The sequence below is a fragment of the Aggregatibacter sp. oral taxon 513 genome, from assembly GCF_018128305.1.
Lineage (GTDB): Bacteria > Pseudomonadota > Gammaproteobacteria > Enterobacterales > Pasteurellaceae > Aggregatibacter > Aggregatibacter segnis_A.
Genome location: NZ_CP072381.1, coordinates 1820799 through 1838739, shown reverse-complemented (window position 1 = coordinate 1838739; position 17941 = coordinate 1820799). Strand labels below are relative to the sequence as shown.

Here is a 17941-nt window from a genome sequence, read left to right as displayed (position 1 = left end):
TGCCGCTTAGTTTCTTCGGTGTCTTTACGACTTGGATAAATCAGGCCGAACGCTGAACACCCGCTAGTCTTCACGGAAATAACCTTTTGACTGCAACTGCTCATCAACAGACTTGTCAGACAAAGTGCGGTTAGTTTCAGCAATTTTTTTGGCTGTATTAGCATTTTCCAACTCCTGTGCGACAGCTGCCGCTTCACGTTTCACGAATTCAATTTCTTCTTGCTGTTTGCGAATTTTGGCGGCTTGCAGGCGATTGTGAATAAATCCGCCTACCACAAGAGCAAGCACCGCGCCGATAACATAAAGATTAATCACTGTTTTCTCCTTGTTGTCTGCGATTTTGCATTGCGGTGGCAAAGCCTTTGGTTGCCGCGCCACCACCACAAAAGAGGGCAAATGTCGTGAATAACTCGGGTACGTAGGAGCGATTTAACCATACGCAAAACACCAAAATTCCCGCCATTAAGAGAGCACCAAAGAATTGGATAAAAGCGGTGGTTGAAAGGCGTCCGTTATCATTTGTTATCAGTTCTTTCATCGCCATTTTCTTTTTCCTTACTAAAATAATTTTGTTGTGCGAATACATAGCCCACAAAAGTCAGGATAGTTGCACACCAAAAATAACCGTAGTACGCCAGCATGATGCCAAGTAGAGTGTTGGTTATCATTTCCCAATGGAATTTCGCTTTGGTGTATTGATATTTAGGGACAGGAAAGCCGACTAAAAGCGGCAACACTGACAACGCCGTCATGAAATAGAAGAACCATTCATAGGCTTGAACAAGGTTTTTAATGGCGAATTCATTCGCACCGATAAAGCCACCGAATATCATGGTTTCCCAAATAAAGCTAAAGGCAGTTAAACCGCGAATTTCTCTTTTCATTAGTAACTCCAATACAAGTAAAAACCTTGTGCGGCGGTTGTGCCGCCATTGATTACGCGATTACGCATTGCGTTGTTGCTTGATTTGCAACGCGGGGCTTTGTAATTGCCCCAGCCTTTCGTGGCGGTAGTATTTTTTACGCGCTTGCTCATTTGCCCTCCTGAATTTGTTGGCATTGGTATAGGGTGCTGCCAACACTAAATTTGCCGTATGTTTGGCAAGTGTCTTTAATTGAGAGCATGCTAAAGACAACCACGAGGCAACCTATCGTTAAAACCAGAAATAGCGCAGAAACAATACTGTCAGCTTCATGTATCATTGATGCTGCAAAACACAAGGTAAAAATGAACCCAAGCAATAATGCAATTCCCATGCTTACCCCCTGAACAAATGGTCGAAATTAATCACTTGTTCGGAATCCAACCACGTCCACACATCGAAACACGGGCAGTCCTTAATCCATTCATTTGGTGTAATTGTGCCGTCACCGTTGATGTCCGGACTTAAATCACGATGTCCACAAATGCGTGCGCTGGGATATTCGCTTTCCAGTTTTTGCAATAATTTGTGCAGGGCAATCCATTGTTTTTCAGTGTATTCACCGTAGTTTTTACCGTTTGCGTCAATACCACCCACAAGGCAAATGCCGACCGAATATTGATTATGACCTTTCACATGCGCACCGATTTCGCCGACCATGCGACCGGTTTCGACGGTGCCGTCGGTGTCAATGACGTAGTGATAGCCGAGGTGTTGTAAATGCGGATTGAATTGTTTGGCTAACACGGGGCTACGCTTAAAACCGCGCTGTTTATGCCATTCGTCGATACGTTGCGCGGCGGTTTGTGTTGTCGTGCGTAATGATTTGCCGTTTTTTGTGGCAGAACAGTGGATCACGATTTTGGTGATGGGTAGGGATAAAGACATAAAAAAACTCCTTCTAGTGAACTTAAAAGGAGTTTAAAACGGATGGGGTTTTATTGATTTTAAAGTGATTTAAAGAAGTTATTTGCGCATAAATTCAAATGCTTTCATTACTTCGCCCATATTGATACTTTCCGGCAGAGGCAAACCAAAACTGTCTTTATAGTTGCCTAAAATCGGCTCATATTTTAACTGTCCATCATATAGGCTCATGGCTTTACCATTCAACGCATAAAAGCGTTTAACCGGGTCTTTTACTTTGTCGTAATAGAAAACATATAGCGATGATGGTGCTGTTCCCATAGAAATATAGTTACAGGCGAGATAGTAATGTTCACCAACTTTTCTACTTCGACAACTTGCCGCTTTACCGCTACTTTCCGGAAGTAATTTATAAAGGGCAACTTCCACATCTGAAGTTTCAGTGTACGTTGGTGCATTTGGGTCTTCATCTTCAGAACAAGCGGTCAATGAGGAAGCTAGCACACCAGCAAAAAAGGCACATAGTAGTTTTTTCATGTTTTTTCCTGAAGTTATAAATGGTTCGGCAAAATCATACTCCAATAAATTTTATTTTACTCATTAAAAAAACGCCCTTTCGGACGTTTTTTCTCACTTTTAGCGGTTATTTCTCCCCAAACATATCAAACTGCCGTCGGGCGATTTCTTCTTTTGTGACGCGCTTCACAATTTGGTAAATCCACTGCATGGATACGTTGTATTTGCGTGCCAGTTCGCGGTGGTTTGTGCCGTTGAATTCATTGAAAATCTTGCGGTCACGTTCGCTTAACAACAAAATCAGGTTACGTGGAATGTAAATTACTTCACCGCCCCACATTTGCGCAATATGCCCGGCAACTTCAATACCGATTTGTTTTGCCAGTTCTGCGTTGAATTCAGTGGTTGGCTTCACTTTAGCAAGCAACTGCGTTTCAATGTGTTTGGCTAAATCTGCCAAAATTTCAGGGGCTTTTTCATCAAAAATATCAGTTTCGGTACTCATTATTTCGCTCCTTTTTGCTGTTCTTTCCACTTTTTCCACACTTCGTATCCCGGCAAATGCTCAACGGGTTGCCCTAAACGGGCAAAGTTTTCAATGTATAAAATGGTGTTTTCGATGTCATTTTCCCGTTTGGGTTCTGCTTTCCGTTCTTCATTATCCGGTTTTGATGTCCCCATGCCGACAAATAGTGGCTTGTTAGTTTCTATCACTTGTTTTAAATAGCTGTGATTACTTAACGGGGCGAGATTTTTGCTTTCATGGCGTTTCTTTTGCACCGCACTGACTGTTTCGCTCAAAGAGTGGGCCAAAAGTTGTGATTGCGGGAACTGATCTAATACATCGCGCATAAGTTTCACCGACCTTGTATTGCTCAAGGCAGATTTTTCAGGACGGAACAAAGCAATATAGCTGACTAAAGGGCGTGCTACGCCGTATTTTAATTCTGTGATGATCCTTAATAACTCACGACCGGCATCATCTTCTAGCAGTTGGTCTAGGTTGATGTCTGAATGGCACACCGGGCAACGGCATAATTTCATACACGCCCCCTTGCTTGCCAACGTTTCAGCATTTCCAACACTAATGACGCCATTTGATTATCCAACGCACCTACGTTCAAAATTTGAATATTCTGACCGCGCTTTTGATAAATCGGGTTCACTACACCGCGTACCCACGCGTTTAATGCGCGTTCTGAGCCGTCGCGCAACATGCCTTGTTTGCTCATTTCAATCCAAATGGCACGGATTTTGTGGGCAATCAAGCTATTCACTTTGGCGTTTTCAGTGGTCGGCGAATAATGGCGTTTTGTGGTCTTTTTAAAGCCTTTATTTTCCATGGCTTCTAAAACTTTAATCAATTGCATTATAGTCATTTGCTTGGTGCTGTTTCTGCCGGTTAACTCATTCAGCAACATCCGATAACTTAATTCGTCCATGCGTAGCTGTTGCTTGGCAATGTGAATCAGTTGAATCGCCTTTTCTTTGGTTAATCGCATTCTTTTCTCCTTTAAAACACATTATTCAGCCCACTTAAATTCCCCTCTTTTGCAAAGAGGGGCTAGGGGAGATTTAATGGACTGTAAATGGGTTTTAGTCTTCGTTTACTGTTTCCACATCTTTCCAAACCGGTCTAATCATCTTCGATTGGTTATCAAGATATTCCGTGGTTTCAATAAACTCTTTTTGCAAGACGAGTTCGCCATTTTTACGTTTAAATAATCTAAAGTTTGAACCTTCTTTAATGCTCACAATACTAGGTCTGATTTGATATCCTTGATGGATATGAAAAAACTCCTTATTCAGTTTTATAAATGATGTGTTATTACTCATTCTCTTACTCCTAACTTAACCGTCTCCTTCCCCTTCACACCGTGATTCAGCGTAACTTCTTTGCCTTGTTTATAGCCTTCACTTTGCGCCAAACCGTAGTCTTTAGAGTTTCCTTTCTCTCGTATTTTGGTTTCGCTCCATTTATCTTCCTTAAACGCTTCTGCTTTGTAAGTTTCCATTTTTTGCTTTTCTTCCGGTGTCATTGCAAACTGTTTCACGTTTTGATTCACGCCGACAACCCAGCCTTCACAAAAAGAATCTCCCCGAGCAATCAGCGTGCTACGTTTTAGATGCTTGCTTTCCGTGTCTAAAAACGCTTTACGCGCCCCTTGTAATCGGCGATATAACACATCAAAACAGTAAGATGCGATTTCAGGGCGTTCTTCTGCGCCGTAAAATACAACGTGCATTTTGTTTTCGCCGTAATCGTTGCCTGGGTAAGCGTTAGATAAATAACCTTCAACGCCAAACGCCTTTGTAATCACTGAGATCAGCATGTGTACATATCTGGCGGATTTCATGGCGGTTTTCTGCTTAGCGTGGGCTTGGCTAAATTCAACTTGTGACTGATTAAGCTGATTCTCCGCCATTAGTTTTTGCGCCATAGCCAGCGCGCTTGCTGCTTCATGTGGATTAGTTGATTTGCTCAATGCCAACAATTTTTTGATTTTTCTGAGCAGTTTGTCTTGTTCCATCTCAAAACCTTCATCTCGCCAGCTGCTGTCTCAATTTCGGTAACATCGCTTGTACGTTACCCACAAACACCGCCGCAAAGTGCGGCTGATTTTTTTGCAACTCTCGCAATGCACGGGTGAGTTGACGAACGGCCTGTTCTAGTTGCAATTCTGTTTTCTCTTGGTCTGTCATCATCATTCTCCTGTAAATGGTCTAGTCGCCATTCTTTGGCAAAATTGTGAGCGTGCGTTGCACCAGTTAAATTCGGCAGATTTAGCAGTTAAAAGACTGGCTTTCGTCCAATATCTTGCCGCTTTCTCATAGTCGCCGTTGCGTTCAGCTTCAGCCGCCTTTTCAGCGACTTCTTTGTGCTTTTGTTCTTTTTCGTCCATGTCTTGTCCTCTCGGTTAGTTAAAACATATTATGAACGCCCCTCAAAACAGGATTTAAAGAGCGTTTAAATAGGTTTTAATCCTGCTTATCAAACAGCTTTTTCAATTCGTTAAAAATCCATTCATAAGCATCATTCAAGCAACCGCACGCAATCGCATCTTTATCTTGTTTGGCTTGTTGATAGAAGCGATAAGCCCGTTCAAGCTCTGTTGTATCTTTCATCACGCCACCTCTTGCTCAAACGGCGTAATTACAAAGTCTTCCACGCCTGTTTTAATCGTGATGCCCGCCACCGTTGCCGCTAATTCCGGTTCGTTTAACATGGCTTCTTTGTTCACTTCTTCTTTGGTACGGATAAAGCGCACCAAACCTAATGTGTGCAAACTTTCCAACACGCTGTCTTGTCCACGGATTCCCACAGAAGGTGGGCGTTGACGCCATTGCACCTCACCAGTGTTGAATGTGCCGGTTTTGGTTTTGCCGTTTTGGGTGAGTTCGTCACGGCGACTTTCACACCATGCTTGCACAGCATCCATCATCGGTTTGGTTTTCTCTTTCACTTCATTCATGAGCGGTGCATATTCTTCGGTAATTGCCGCTAATTTGTCGTTTTGTTCAATAGCAAGGCGTTCCAGTTCTCGGTTTAAATCGCCGATCTCCTTGATTGCCGTTTCCACTTCGTCACGAGTTTGGTAGCGCACGACAAATGTATCTGCTTTAATTCGGGTTGCTTTTTTAGCCATTTTTTTCTTCCTTAATGTTGTCAAATAATCCCATTGCACTCGCCATTTTCACCATTGATTCGTAAGTGATCAGGCAGGCGTCTTCTTTGCCTTTTGTTTTGATCTGGATGCCTTGTCCAAGGCTTTCACTAAGGGAAAAACTGAATATTTCCCCTTCAACTTCAGTCTTTCCGTTGGCGATATGCCGCGTAATCGCTAATCCGAGAGGTTCGCATTTCACTCCCAGAACTTGTAATTGCTCACGGCAAAACATTTTTTCTTCACTCATGGTTTTCTCCTTAATGTAAATAACTGCGCCAAATCACTTTTATGCCTTCCACCATCATTTGGTATTCGGCAAAATGTACACCGTCATGGCCTTGCATATAGGCGAGAGCCTGTCCCGTTTTCTCAAATTTCTTGGTGACGGCATTTTGCTCAATGCGCACGCGTGGTTTAATTTTGTCAAACTCAATATTCACCACATGCAAGCCCATTTTGTTGAGTTCGTTTACACATTTCTGCGCTTGTAATAAATACCCCAGCGCGATTTTGTTGCATCCGCCAAACACAGGGTGCGGCTTGGCTTGTTCGCGTAAAGTGCGGTTGATTTTTTCTGAATTTTCCATTAGTTCGCTCCTTTCATTTGTGTCTGGGCGGTTAAAATGAGATCTAGTGTGATCACCGTGCCTTGTCCTTTGGCTGTCATGCCGGCAAGGCGTAAATATTGCGTTAAAGCGCGTAAGCCACCTGCTTTGCCACCGATGTCGTAAAGCACCGTCATCAGGTCTTTATCTGCGACATCTAACCCCCATGCCTGTGCGATAGCTTTAATGTCGCCTTTTGTACTGGCTTTTAAGCCACAGTTGTTACCAATGCGTGACCATAAACGGGCGTATTCATGCGCTTGGTTCACACCGCCTTGAATTCGGGTGTAAACCTTGTCATTACCAATCAAGGCAAAGCCCACTTCCGCTTCTTCTTGAATAATGCGGATTTCTTCGAGTGCCTCGTAAGGCAGGTGGTCGCTTTCGTCGATGATGACTAAACCCTGTGTGCCTTTGAGTTTCTTGGTAATCATGCGCGATAGGCGGTCTTTGCGACGCGGTGCGTCGTTGATGCCCAGTTCAAGGGCTAATTCAAACAAGATACTGCTTAATGTGGCGCGTGCTGGGCTTGCAGTAATCATCCATACGTTTTGGTTGCTTTTCGCATACTCTTGGCAGGCTTTGGTTTTGCCCACACCGCTTGCGCCGTACACGGTCACCATGGTCGGCAGGATTTTTGCCATATCCAACGCGGAAAACACTTTCTTCGCGGTGGGAATCTCAATAAAGTGCGGTGCTTCCACGAACACTTTTGCTTTCTTTTCACGCGTGGCGAGCCAGTTGGCAAGGGCGGTTTCGATGTTGTCGATGTTGCCTGTGTAGGTGCCTTTGAGATACGCACTCAACGCCCCAGCAGATATGCCGGATTGTGCGGCGATATCGCGCTGAAAGTAGGTTCCGCTGTCTAACAATGGTTTGATTTGGTCAATTAAAGTCATGTTTTATGCTCCTTAAATGTGGCTTAAAGCCCCTTTTCCTTTTTCATCATTTCAAGGCCTTTTTGCCAGCCTTGTTCAAACTCGTTTAATTCCTCATCGTCCAGTTCTACGGCCACTTTGCGTATGGTTGTGCCTTCGCGTTGTAACATTTCGATGATTTTCGGTTCCGGTGCGTCTTCTTCCTCGAATTGAGGCTGATAACGTGCCGCTTCTTGCGCATTCATGCTGATTTGCGCTTTAGCTTGGGCTTTCACCGCTTTCACGAATTGCTTGCGTGCTTTGTCGTGTTCGCGTCCTGCGGCTTTGTCGCCGAAGGCTTTCGCACTAGTGCATTCGGCTTCGGCTAAGAACACACCTTCTAAGCTGTACACCCACACTTTGTTGTGTAAGTCTGCTGGGTCAAATTTCACCACTACTTTGCGGTGTTGACTGGCAATCAAATCAAAGGCGGTGTATTCATTAAAGCCGCCGTTGACTTTGCCACCCACTTTCAAACTAAATTTGCCGTCTTTGCTAATGCTTACCGCTTCGCTCATCAACATCAAAAACCGCATTTGTTCGCTACTTGCCTTGCGAATTTGCGCCTTGGCATAATCACGCTCGAACACTTGGCTGAAGCTGTAAATGCCTTGGCAAATCTCCGTTTGTCTGCCTTCGCGTTCGTTAAACGTGCGGATGCCGTCTTCTAACGCCATGATGAAGGTTTCATACGGCACACCGTCTTTCCCGCCGTTATAGTTGTCAGGCTTGTTGTAAACATTCTCGCCAGCATAAAAGCCTGCTAGGCTTGGGTGTTTATCGACTAATTCGCCTAAACCACCATGGGAAAAGGCGCGTTCAATCGGTTTTGCTTGTCCATGCCCTTTGCCGAATTGCACGGATGTCCACAATAATTCGATGCCGAGCAGAGGGATAATCCCTGTCACATCGTCTTCTTTTACCTTAAATCGATAACGATTTTTTACGCCCCCGGTCATCCATTTGTTTGCCGCCGCACGGGTGTTATCAATGGTGCATTTTTTCGGGATGCCATATTTCCAAATCAAATCCATTAAGCTCAAGCGAATGGTGTCGCTGTTTTCGCTCAAATCCACACGGTAAGCTAAGATTTTACGAGTGCGAATGTCTTGCCAAATCCAGGTTTTAGGGCGGACAATCTCTCCGTTATGCCAACGCACGAACACGTTGTGTTGGTAGCCATCGCCGTTGATCCATTCAAGGGCTTCAATTTCCGCCACAGTACGGCGCATGGATGGGTAATACTGCATCACAGCATGGTCGCCTTCGCGTAATTGCACTTGCACCAATTTCGGCACTTCACGTTCAATTTTGCGTTTTACGCCGCTTGCCGATGGAATCGACCATCCATTTTCACGGGCGGCACGTTTTAAGCGTTCGTAGCAACTGCCGAATTGTGGGCGTTCGTTGCGGAAATAGTCTGCTTTAAAGGCTTCCCACGCTTCCGGTGTGAACTCTGCTTCTTTGCCGGCTTTTTTGTTGTTATGTTTATCTAACAACAACGGCAACCAATCAGAGCGTTCAAACGACCGCACTTTGTAATACCAGCGTTTAAGGGAGCCTTTCGCAACCTCAAATTCAAGTGCAACCATGTCTAACGCCATCATTAATGCCACGTTGTGGCGCACTAAATCATCTAACTTGTGCAATGGAATAAGTTTTGCTTTCGCATCTTCCTTTTGTTTTTCGGTCGCTTTATCAAAGGGTTTCCAAATCACTTCGGGAAGGTAATTCAATTCTTTGGTGGTTTCTGAAACGTCAGGAATTTTCACCGCACTTTGTTTTAATAAAAGCTCTGCTTGGGTTTCTTGTGGGAGAGAGGTGAAGGCGTATTCGTAACCGACACCGCGAATGCCTAGAACCTGTCTTTTTTCCCAGTTTCCTGCTCTTGCTTTCTTGTTTACCCCTTGTGGGGAACTAGGCATAGTTTCTAAAACTGCGAGCTGTTGAGCTGAAATCCACATTTCCATACATCCTCCTACTCGTAACGAGCGGGCCATATTTCCTCAGGTTTCATACCGATAAAATCTGCAATAATTCGTTCACCTTTTGGATATTTGCGATCAAGCGCATTACCTAAAGTTCTAGGGTGTAAGCCAGCTTCAATGGATAATTGAGACAAGGTTTTTCCTTTCTCTTGTATCATTGCGATGATGTATGCGCGGTGCATATTTTTTTTACTCTTTTTCATAATGTGCTATCCTTACTCTTTAGATTAAATCTTAGGTGTTATTCTTTAGAAACTATGGAAACTATACATCTAAGTTTTCAGAAACTCAAGTGGTTTCTGAAAAATAATTGATATTTTTTAGAGTCGCTTTTAAAGTGCTTTAATAATCAATAGGTTATATTTTAGAAACTAGGCAGAAACTAGAGTTTCTGAAAGGTGGATTTTATGAGAAACTCCAAAGAGTGGTTTTCAGCAAATGAACTAAAGGACTTAGAAGGACTACCAAATTCACCTCAGGGAATAAACAAGAGGGCTAGAACACAAAACTGGATAAAAAGAGAAAAGGACGGTGTACAAGGCGGTGCGGTTGAATATCACTATTCATCGTTACCCAAGGAAGTTCAAAAGGAGTTGGGCTTTTATCCCACTGAAACACGAATGATCGTCCCGAACATTACAGAAACTGTAGGGCGCTATGTTAAAGAGGCAATAAATAAGGCCACTGAACTTGTTAGCGTGCCATTTTATAATACATTCGCCTCAGCTGGCTTTGGGGCGTTTAATGATGACGTGTATGAACCTGATGATTTTGTGGGGCTTAGTTCGCGATGGTTGCAACAACGTGGCCTTCAAAAGAATAAACTGGCGTTTATTTTAACTTCCGGTGATAGCATGACCCCGACAATACACCATGGTGATATGTTGCTAATCAACCGCGCTATGACTCTGCCGCGTGATGGACAGATTTATGTAATTCGTTCGGGCGATCAGCTTTGGGTTAAACGCGTGCAGGGGATTCCTGGCGGTATTCGCTTGATTAGTGACAATAAGGAAATTTACGCCCCGATTGAATTGATGTTTGAAGACAACGCAAATTTTGAAGTGATGGGGCAGGTGGTGTTTATCGGCCACGACTTAATTTAAAGATTTAAACCTAAATTTAAAGCCATTTAAACTGCGTTTAATGTTTCTCACTTTTAGCGGTTAAATCGGCAAGTTTTGGGAAATTTTTCCCATTTCATTATTTCTATTTTTATACCAATAAAAAAGGGGCTGACACACTGTCAAGCCCAGTTTTATCTATATCCATCCCGCTTATTCCCGAAAAATTCCGCCAAATCCCTATTTGTTTCTCATTTTAAGTGATTGGTTACAGCGATGGCTTATACCGACAAAATTCTGTACAGTACAAGCTACAAAAACCATTAATACACAAAGTGCGGTCAAAATTGACCGCACTTTTTTTATTTAAACCTATGAAAATATTCACTTTATACTGACAATAAAACCTGATAACCTGAGCAAATTACTATATTATTATCACGTATCTTTATCTTTTAATAAGGAAATATATCTCATGTTATCTCATAAGATTAAGCTAGTTTGTCTAGTTGCGTTCACACTCTTTTTAACAAGTTGCTCAACAATGTATAACCCATTAGACACTTTATACTGGCATGGTAAAGAAGACTATGAGTTTTTTGCTCGAAAACGTTTGCCAGATGAATCTTATCAATGCTTTAAAGACAATGAAAGAAGTTATATTCACGCTTATCGACTTGCTCTTTATGATTTACGAACCTATGAAGTTGGCAGAAACTCTAGAACAATCTTTCTAACAACAGAAAAAGTATATACTGGTGGTCATACATGGACTTATGTATTTACGGATGCAAGCCATAAAATCACATCTATTAGAGATGCCACAGGGTTTGGAGACATTGAAAAAGAATTTGGTTGTGGTGAGTATCAAGAAGCAGTAAAAATTGCTACACCAGAAGAACTAAAAAAACGCAAAATTAAACCTAGATTATGGGCTGCAATTGTTCGCACTCCAGAAATAAATCAAATGATGTGGGCTTCTGATGCAGCTTATAGTACTCTTGAGCAAGCCAAACAAGATTCACTAAAACAATGTCAAGAGTATGGTGGCAAAGACTGCCAATTAGTGATTGGTATAAGTAATATGTGTTTAGGGTTAGCTAGTGGTCGAGATAGTAGAGGTATGAGAGATTACTTCGGAAATAGCATTATTCCTGAGCACGCTAAAGAAATGGCGGTTGAAAATTGCCAAGCGAAAGGGGGCTCATCTTGTAAGCCTAGCCCAGCCCCTTCGCTTTGCGCCCTACCGTGTGATATGCTTAGAGATAAAACTTGTAACTTTGATAGTCCTCAAGTCATCATACCAGGAATTAAAGGCGGAAAAGCATTTAACGTAGCATTAGATGGTAATGTACTTAAATAGTAAATAATATTTTCAAAGTGCGGTCAAATCTGACCGCACTTTTGATCTGCACCCCAAAACCTGGACACCTAATTTGAGGTGCAGATTATGTCCTACCCTTATCAATTTCGTTTGAAAATTATCAAACTCGTCACCGAACAGGATTATGGTATCCGTGAGGTGGTTAAACTTCATAACATTCCCCATTCTGCCGTCATCTATTGGCTAAAAGCATTTCGGGAAAGAGGGCTTGATGGCGTAAAATCGCCTCATACAAACCTTCAAACACCGAAAATAGCGAAGCCAAAGATGAAAAAGAAAGACATTGAAATCCCGGAAACTACAGACTTTTCACCTAAAGCGTTTAAAAAGTTACAACGAGAGCTCGCCTTGGCTCGAGCGGAGATTGCTTACCTAAAGGAGTTGGAGGCGCTCGACCGTCAAAAACAACGACAGAAAAAAGAAAAATCATTGAAAGATTGAAGCCAGACCATGCGTTAAATGATTTACTTCATGTGGCTAAAATGCCTCGCTCAAGCTTTTACTATAAAGAGATTAAGCGAAATTATCACGAGGTAAAAGAGACTATCTTATCGCTGTACAAAAAGAACAGAAAACGAGATGGTTATCGCCCCGTGACATTTAAATTACGCCAAATGGGTAACGGATGTAACGGAATTTCATGTTGGGCAAGAAAAGCTTTATTTTTCACCGTTGATGGACTTGGCTAACCGAGAAATTATTGCCTATAACTTTGCAACACGCCCGAAGTTTTCATTGGTGAAAGGTATGCTAGAACAAGGGCTTAGTCGGCTTAAACCGACAGAATGCCCGATTATTCATAGCGACCAAGGCGTATTGTATGGCTCGGCGGAATGGGTAAAGATGTTGGAAGGTAAAGCGGTTCAAAGTATGAGCCACCGAGGAAATTGCTACGACAATGCGGTGATTAAAAGTTTTTTTGCGATACTAAAATCAGAGTGTTTTTATTCACGGAGCTATCATTCAATCGCTGAATTACAGTCTGAAATTGAAGAATATTTGGTGTATTACAATCAAGAACGAATTAAACTTGATTTAAAAGGATTAAGCCCAGTGCAATACCGAGCTCAATATTTAAGTTAACTAACCTGTCCAACTTTTGGGGGGCAGATCACTTTGTAGAAAATAAATCGATTAACTCATTTGCGTAAAGAAATCACGAATCCCTACCAACATATTATTAATGGCAACAGCGGCTAAGATTAATCCCATCACGCGACTAATCACCGCTGCGCCGGTGTTACCAATCCAGCGTTGAATGCGGTTGGCGGCGAGGAATAAAAGATAGGTGATCAACAACACGGACAGCATGATTAAGGTTGTCATGGTTTGATCGAACAGGCTGAAACGATGGTTGTCAGTGAGCAACACAATCGCCATCATGGCGCCGGGCGAGGCAATAGACGGCACGGCTAACGGATACACGGCCAGTTCGTTCAGATTGGATGAGAGTTTAATTTCTTGTTCCGGTTTGCCTTCACCGAAAATCATAGTCAAAGCGAACAGCAATAACACCAAACCACCGGCAATTTGGAAGGCGGTGAGGGGAATTTGCATGGCTTCTAACAAGGCTTGTCCGGCGATGAGGAAGAAAATCAAAATACCGGCGGAAATCATGACCGCTTTTAACGCGATTTTGCGGCGATCTTCCACTGAAAGGCCCACTGTTTTGGTTAAATAAACGGGAATAGAACCGATTGGATCGATGACCGCCCACAGCACCACGAATTGAACGACGAGAGAATCAAACATTGGCAACTCCGAGAAAAAAGTGGAAAATAACGCGTCTTTTTACAAATCAATATCTTATATTAAATTCATTATAAACCAATGCTTTTTTTCACAAATTTAACCCTAAAACGGGGCTTGACTACGCTCCTCGAAAACGCCAATGCCACTATTAATCCGGGACAAAAAGTCGGCCTGGTCGGCAAAAACGGTTGCGGCAAATCTTCCTTATTTGCGTTGCTTAAAAATGAAATGAGCGCCGAAGGTGGCGAGGTGTCTTTCCCGTCAACTTGGGCGTTGGCGTGGGTGAATCAAGAAACGCCCGCACTGGATTGCCGCGCCATTGATTATGTGATTCAGGGCGACCGTGAATACAGCCGCCTGCAACAGGCATTGCAACAAGCGAACGCGGACAATGACGGTAATGCGATTGCCACTTTGCATAATCAACTTGATGCCATTGATGCTTGGACGATTGAAGCTCGCGCCGGCGAATTATTGCACGGTTTGGGGTTTTCTCAGGCGGAATTAGTGCAACCGGTGAAGGCGTTTTCCGGTGGTTGGCGTATGCGGTTAAATTTGGCACAGGCACTGATTTGTCGCTCTGATTTATTGTTGCTTGACGAACCCACTAACCACTTGGATTTGGACGCCGTGATTTGGTTGGAGCGTTGGTTAAAACAATATCCGGGCACACTGATTCTGATCTCGCACGATCGCGACTTTTTAGATCCGATTGTCGGCAAGATTTTGCATATTGAACAACAAAAGCTCAATGAATACACGGGCGATTATTCTTCTTTTGAATTGCAACGGGCAACCAAATTGGCACAACAGAATGCCATGTATCGCCAACAACAGCTGAAAATTGATCACTTACAGCGTTATATTGACCGTTTCAAAGCCAAAGCCACCAAGGCTAAACAGGCGCAAAGCCGTATTAAGGCATTGGAACGCATGGAAAAAATTGCACCGGCATATGTGGATAATCCGTTTCATTTTGAATTCCGCGAACCGCTCTCCCTGCCAAGCCCGTTATTAATGATGGAAAACGCCTCTGCCGGGTATGGTTCGGGTGAAAGTGCGGTGGAAATTTTAAGTAAAATTAAACTGAATCTGGTGCCCGGTTCACGTATCGGTTTGCTCGGTAAAAACGGCGCAGGGAAATCCACCTTAATTAAATTATTGGCAGGCGAAATCGCGCCGACCGGCGGCACGATTCAATTAGCGAAAGGCGTACAGTTAGGTTATTTTGCACAACATCAATTAGATACCTTACGCGCGGATGAAAGCGCCTTGTGGCATTTGCAAAAAATTGCGCCACAGCAAACAGAACAACAATTACGTGATTATTTAGGTGGCTTTGCCTTTCACGGCGACAAAGTCAATCAACCGGTGGCGTCTTTTTCCGGTGGTGAAAAAGCGCGTTTGGTGTTGGCGCTCATTGTGTGGCAACGCCCGAACTTACTGTTGCTGGATGAACCGACAAACCACTTGGATTTAGATATGCGTCAGGCGTTGACCGAAGCGTTGGTGGATTATCAAGGTTCTTTGGTATTGGTGTCGCACGATCGCCATTTATTACGCAATACTGTGGATGAATTCTATTTGGTGTATGACAAGCAAGTGGAAGAATTTAAAGGGGATTTGACGGATTATCAGAAGTGGCTGAACGAGCAGAATGCACAACCGGCAGTGATAAAAGCACAAAATGAGCCCAGTGAAAATGAAAATTCTGCCGCCAATCGTAAAGAACAAAAACGTAAGGAAGCGGAACTTCGCCAACAACTTGCGCCATTACGCAAACAGGCAACGCAGCTGGAAACTCAAATGGAAAAACTGGGTACGCAATTACAGCAGATTGAAACGGATTTGGCGGACCCGAGTTTGTACGACGCAGAAATGAAAGCAAAATTGACCGCACTTTTAGCCGAGCAGGTGGAGGTGAAAAAGCAGCTGGAAGAAGTAGAAGTTGACTGGTTGGCACTCCAAGAAAGCATAGAAGACATCATGTCTCAAGCAGAATAAACCCTAAAAGAATGCAGTTTTGGAAGCCGTGTCACATTATTTTTAAAAAGATCAAAATTTCACTTGATACTGTATATTAATACAGTTATTATAAGCGCAAATTTTGATAATGATTTTCCCGAGGTAAAAAATGGCAACTCAAGAAGAAAAACAAAAAGCGCTCGACGCCGCGTTAGGTCAAATCGAAAAACAATTTGGTAAAGGCGCCATCATGAAATTAGGCGACAGCCAAAAGTTGGATATTGAAGCGATTTCTACCGGCTCCTTCGGTCTTGACTTAGCGTTAGGGATCGGCGGTTTACCAATGGGACGTATCGTTGAAATTTTTGGCCCGGAATCTTCCGGTAAAACCACCTTGACGCTTTCTGTGATCGCTGAAGCGCAAAAAGCAGGTAAAACCTGTGCCTTTATCGATGCGGAGCATGCCTTAGACCCAATTTATGCCTCTAAACTGGGCGTGGATGTGAAAGAGTTGTTGGTTTCTCAACCAGACAACGGTGAGCAAGCGTTAGAAATCTGTGATGCCTTAGTACGTTCCGGTGCCGTGGATGTGATTATTGTTGACTCCGTTGCAGCCTTAACGCCGAAAGCGGAAATCGAAGGCGACATGGGCGATTCTCATGTGGGCTTGCAAGCGCGTCTCATGTCTCAAGCGTTGCGTAAATTGACCGGACAAATTAAAAATGCCAACTGCTTAGTGATTTTCATTAACCAAATTCGTATGAAGATCGGCGTGATGTTTGGTAACCCGGAAACCACCACCGGTGGTAATGCGCTGAAATTTTATGCCTCTGTGCGTTTGGATATTCGCCGTGTTGGCTCAATCAAAGAAGGCGATGAGGTCATTGGTAATGAAACGCGCGTGAAAGTGGTGAAAAACAAAGTTGCGCCGCCATTCCGCCAAGTGGATTTCCAAATCCTGTACGGTGAAGGGATTTCTAAAGAAAGCGAATTGATTGATCTTGGTGTAAAACACAAGCTCATCAGCAAAGCCGGCGCATGGTATGCTTATGAAAACGAGAAAATCGGTCAGGGCAAAACCAATGCGATGAAGTGGTTAAAAGAGAATCCGGAGCAAGCGAAATTAATTGAAAGCACTTTGCGTGATGAATTATTGGCGCATCCGGAAACAGCCATTACCGCTGATGTTGAAGACGAAGCCGGTGAAGCTGACTTCGAATAAGATGGGGGATGTGAAAAAGTGCGGTCATTTTTGACCGCACTTTTTCTATCTGTTCTTTAACCATAATCACAAGTGACACAATATGTCTTCCCTTGCTCTTAATTATGTGATGAATTTACTTTCTCGCCGTGAATACAGTGAATTTGAACTGCGTTGTAAAATGCAGGAAAAAGCCTTTTCTGAGGAAGATATTGATCAGGTCATTGCACATTGCCAGCAAAAAAACTGGCAAAGTGATCAACGTTTTACTGAAAGTTATTTGAATAGCCGTTCTCAACGAGGTTATGGCATTAATCGAATCAAACAAGAATTGCGTCAATTAAAAGGTATTGAAAGCGCAACCATTGAAGCGGTTGTCCGTGAATGCGATATTGATTGGTCGGCATTGGCGTTAAATGTGTTACGCAAAAAGTTTCCTGATTATAAGGAAAAGCAACCGCCGAAAATGCGCCAAAAAATTTGGCAATACATGCTGTCACATGGTTTTAATCAAGAGGATTTTGCGGATTATGTGGGGTCTGACCCGAGCGAGTTTGATTAGTGTTGTATGGTAACTGACATGTTATCGATTTCAACGTAGAATAGCGTTCCACAAAATCATCAGTTAGGAGAAAAAATGACGAAAGTAGTTCATACAGAGAAGGCGCCGGCTGCTATCGGGCCTTATGTACAAGCCGTTGATTTAGGCAATTTAGTGCTGACTTCGGGGCAAATTCCAGTCAATCCGGCAACTGGAGAAGTGCCGAAAGACATTGTGGCACAAGCTCGTCAGTCTTTGGAAAATGTGAAAGCGATCATTGAACAAGCTGGACTAACTGTTGCAGATATTGTGAAAACGATGGTATTCGTGAAAGATTTAAATGATTTTGCGGCAGTCAATGGCGAATATGAGCGTTTCTTCAAAGAAAATCATCACCCGAGTTTCCCTGCACGTTCTTGTGTGGAAGTGGCCCGCCTGCCGAAAGATGTTGGCTTAGAAATTGAGGCCATTGCCGTAAGAGCGTAGTTTTGTTCACCGATGTGTTTATAAAAAATCCCGCAAGTGGGTTTGCGGGATTTTTTATGTTTTA

28 protein-coding genes and 1 pseudogene are annotated in these 17941 nt (G+C 43.2%); 8 read left to right on the top strand and 21 right to left on the bottom strand.

Annotated features, from left to right (window positions below):
- Positions 1-63: 63 nt before the first annotated feature.
- The 20 genes from J5A60_RS08885 to J5A60_RS08790 form a co-directional block, all read right to left on the bottom strand.
- Positions 64-315, bottom strand: a complete 252-nt coding sequence (locus J5A60_RS08885) for a DUF2681 domain-containing protein (protein WP_212510126.1) — start codon at positions 313-315, stop codon at positions 64-66.
- A complete protein-coding gene (locus J5A60_RS08880) occupies positions 308-544 on the bottom strand; it encodes a DUF2644 domain-containing protein (protein WP_212510125.1) in 237 nt (78 codons plus the stop codon). The genes J5A60_RS08885 and J5A60_RS08880 overlap by 8 nt, the downstream gene beginning before the upstream one ends.
- Positions 516-884, bottom strand: a complete 369-nt coding sequence (locus tag J5A60_RS08875; protein ID WP_212510124.1) for a hypothetical protein — start codon at positions 882-884, stop codon at positions 516-518. The genes J5A60_RS08880 and J5A60_RS08875 overlap by 29 nt, the downstream gene beginning before the upstream one ends.
- Entirely contained in the window at positions 884-1036 is a 153-nt protein-coding gene (locus J5A60_RS08870) for a hypothetical protein (RefSeq protein ID WP_212510769.1), read from the bottom strand. Before J5A60_RS08870 ends, J5A60_RS08875 begins: the two co-directional genes overlap by 1 nt.
- Positions 1037-1259: 223 nt before the next feature.
- Entirely contained in the window at positions 1260-1811 is a 552-nt protein-coding gene (locus J5A60_RS08865; protein WP_212510123.1) for an N-acetylmuramoyl-L-alanine amidase, read from the bottom strand.
- Between the two features lie 78 nt (positions 1812-1889).
- Positions 1890-2327 (bottom strand): hypothetical protein, encoded by a 438-nt coding sequence (locus J5A60_RS08860; RefSeq protein ID WP_212510122.1) that lies wholly within the window; start codon positions 2325-2327, stop codon positions 1890-1892.
- A gap of 106 nt (positions 2328-2433) precedes the next feature.
- Complete coding sequence (locus J5A60_RS08855) at positions 2434-2811, bottom strand: Mor transcription activator family protein (RefSeq protein WP_102703870.1); 378 nt, start codon at positions 2809-2811, stop codon at positions 2434-2436.
- Complete coding sequence (locus J5A60_RS08850) at positions 2811-3350, bottom strand: hypothetical protein (protein WP_212510121.1); 540 nt, start codon at positions 3348-3350, stop codon at positions 2811-2813. The genes J5A60_RS08855 and J5A60_RS08850 overlap by 1 nt, the downstream gene beginning before the upstream one ends.
- Entirely contained in the window at positions 3347-3808 is a 462-nt protein-coding gene (locus J5A60_RS08845) for a gp16 family protein (RefSeq protein WP_212510120.1), read from the bottom strand. The genes J5A60_RS08850 and J5A60_RS08845 overlap by 4 nt, the downstream gene beginning before the upstream one ends.
- Before the next feature lie 94 nt (positions 3809-3902).
- Positions 3903-4142 carry a hypothetical protein gene (locus J5A60_RS08840; protein ID WP_212510119.1) on the bottom strand — a complete coding sequence of 80 codons (240 nt, stop codon included), beginning with the start codon at positions 4140-4142 and terminating at the stop codon, positions 3903-3905.
- Entirely contained in the window at positions 4139-4837 is a 699-nt protein-coding gene (locus tag J5A60_RS08835; RefSeq protein WP_212510118.1) for a DUF2786 domain-containing protein, read from the bottom strand. The genes J5A60_RS08840 and J5A60_RS08835 overlap by 4 nt, the downstream gene beginning before the upstream one ends.
- A 10-nt stretch (positions 4838-4847) precedes the next feature.
- On the bottom strand, positions 4848-5009 hold the full coding sequence (locus J5A60_RS08830; protein ID WP_212510117.1) for a hypothetical protein: 162 nt from the start codon (positions 5007-5009) through the stop codon (positions 4848-4850).
- Positions 5010-5011: 2 nt separating this feature from the next.
- Entirely contained in the window at positions 5012-5209 is a 198-nt protein-coding gene (locus J5A60_RS08825; protein ID WP_102703865.1) for an ANR family transcriptional regulator, read from the bottom strand.
- 76 nt (positions 5210-5285) lie between these two features.
- Positions 5286-5432 (bottom strand): hypothetical protein, encoded by a 147-nt coding sequence (locus tag J5A60_RS08820; protein ID WP_212510116.1) that lies wholly within the window; start codon positions 5430-5432, stop codon positions 5286-5288.
- Positions 5432-5953, bottom strand: a complete 522-nt coding sequence (locus J5A60_RS08815) for a host-nuclease inhibitor Gam family protein (protein ID WP_212510115.1) — start codon at positions 5951-5953, stop codon at positions 5432-5434. Before J5A60_RS08815 ends, J5A60_RS08820 begins: the two co-directional genes overlap by 1 nt.
- A complete protein-coding gene (locus J5A60_RS08810) occupies positions 5946-6221 on the bottom strand; it encodes a hypothetical protein (protein WP_109103634.1) in 276 nt (91 codons plus the stop codon). The genes J5A60_RS08815 and J5A60_RS08810 overlap by 8 nt, the downstream gene beginning before the upstream one ends.
- 10 nt (positions 6222-6231) lie before the next feature.
- The gene (locus tag J5A60_RS08805) at positions 6232-6561 is read right to left on the bottom strand and encodes a hypothetical protein (protein WP_212510114.1); all 330 of its coding nucleotides are present in this window, start codon (positions 6559-6561) and stop codon (positions 6232-6234) included.
- Positions 6561-7478, bottom strand: a complete 918-nt coding sequence (locus J5A60_RS08800; RefSeq protein WP_212510113.1) for an AAA family ATPase — start codon at positions 7476-7478, stop codon at positions 6561-6563. Before J5A60_RS08800 ends, J5A60_RS08805 begins: the two co-directional genes overlap by 1 nt.
- 23 nt (positions 7479-7501) lie before the next feature.
- A complete protein-coding gene (locus J5A60_RS08795) occupies positions 7502-9466 on the bottom strand; it encodes a transposase domain-containing protein (protein ID WP_212510112.1) in 1965 nt (654 codons plus the stop codon).
- 8 nt (positions 9467-9474) lie between these two features.
- Complete coding sequence (locus J5A60_RS08790; protein WP_061723340.1) at positions 9475-9687, bottom strand: helix-turn-helix domain-containing protein; 213 nt, start codon at positions 9685-9687, stop codon at positions 9475-9477.
- A 204-nt stretch (positions 9688-9891) separates the two neighbouring features.
- Here J5A60_RS08790 and J5A60_RS08785 point away from each other — a divergent pair, with 204 nt between their 5' ends.
- The 4 genes and pseudogenes from J5A60_RS08785 to J5A60_RS08770 all read left to right on the top strand — a co-directional run.
- Complete coding sequence (locus J5A60_RS08785) at positions 9892-10590, top strand: S24 family peptidase (RefSeq protein ID WP_212510111.1); 699 nt, start codon at positions 9892-9894, stop codon at positions 10588-10590.
- Between the two features lie 502 nt (positions 10591-11092).
- Positions 11093-11911: a DUF4189 domain-containing protein gene (locus J5A60_RS08780; protein ID WP_239393114.1), complete on the top strand. Its 819-nt coding sequence runs from the start codon at positions 11093-11095 to the stop codon at positions 11909-11911.
- An 87-nt stretch (positions 11912-11998) separates the two neighbouring features.
- Positions 11999-12373 carry a helix-turn-helix domain-containing protein gene (locus J5A60_RS08775; protein ID WP_212510110.1) on the top strand — a complete coding sequence of 125 codons (375 nt, stop codon included), beginning with the start codon at positions 11999-12001 and terminating at the stop codon, positions 12371-12373.
- A 228-nt stretch (positions 12374-12601) separates the two neighbouring features.
- Positions 12602-13015 (top strand): annotated as a pseudogene (locus J5A60_RS08770) (transposase); the annotation flags it as partial.
- Positions 13016-13066: 51 nt separating this feature from the next.
- Here J5A60_RS08770 and J5A60_RS08765 read toward each other — a convergent pair.
- Entirely contained in the window at positions 13067-13684 is a 618-nt protein-coding gene (locus J5A60_RS08765; RefSeq protein ID WP_048749193.1) for a MarC family protein, read from the bottom strand.
- Between the two features lie 78 nt (positions 13685-13762).
- Between J5A60_RS08765 and J5A60_RS08760 the strand changes: the two genes are divergently transcribed.
- The 4 genes from J5A60_RS08760 (at position 13763) to J5A60_RS08745 (ending at position 17877) form a co-directional block, all read left to right on the top strand.
- Positions 13763-15688 carry an ABC transporter ATP-binding protein gene (locus J5A60_RS08760; protein ID WP_212510109.1) on the top strand — a complete coding sequence of 642 codons (1926 nt, stop codon included), beginning with the start codon at positions 13763-13765 and terminating at the stop codon, positions 15686-15688.
- A gap of 130 nt (positions 15689-15818) precedes the next feature.
- Positions 15819-16871 carry a recombinase RecA gene (recA, locus tag J5A60_RS08755; protein ID WP_212510108.1) on the top strand — a complete coding sequence of 351 codons (1053 nt, stop codon included), beginning with the start codon at positions 15819-15821 and terminating at the stop codon, positions 16869-16871.
- Positions 16872-16953: 82 nt separating this feature from the next.
- Entirely contained in the window at positions 16954-17412 is a 459-nt protein-coding gene (recX, locus tag J5A60_RS08750) for a recombination regulator RecX (protein WP_212510107.1), read from the top strand.
- 75 nt (positions 17413-17487) lie between these two features.
- The gene (locus tag J5A60_RS08745) at positions 17488-17877 is read left to right on the top strand and encodes a RidA family protein (RefSeq protein ID WP_212510106.1); all 390 of its coding nucleotides are present in this window, start codon (positions 17488-17490) and stop codon (positions 17875-17877) included.
- Positions 17878-17941: the final 64 nt, after the last annotated feature.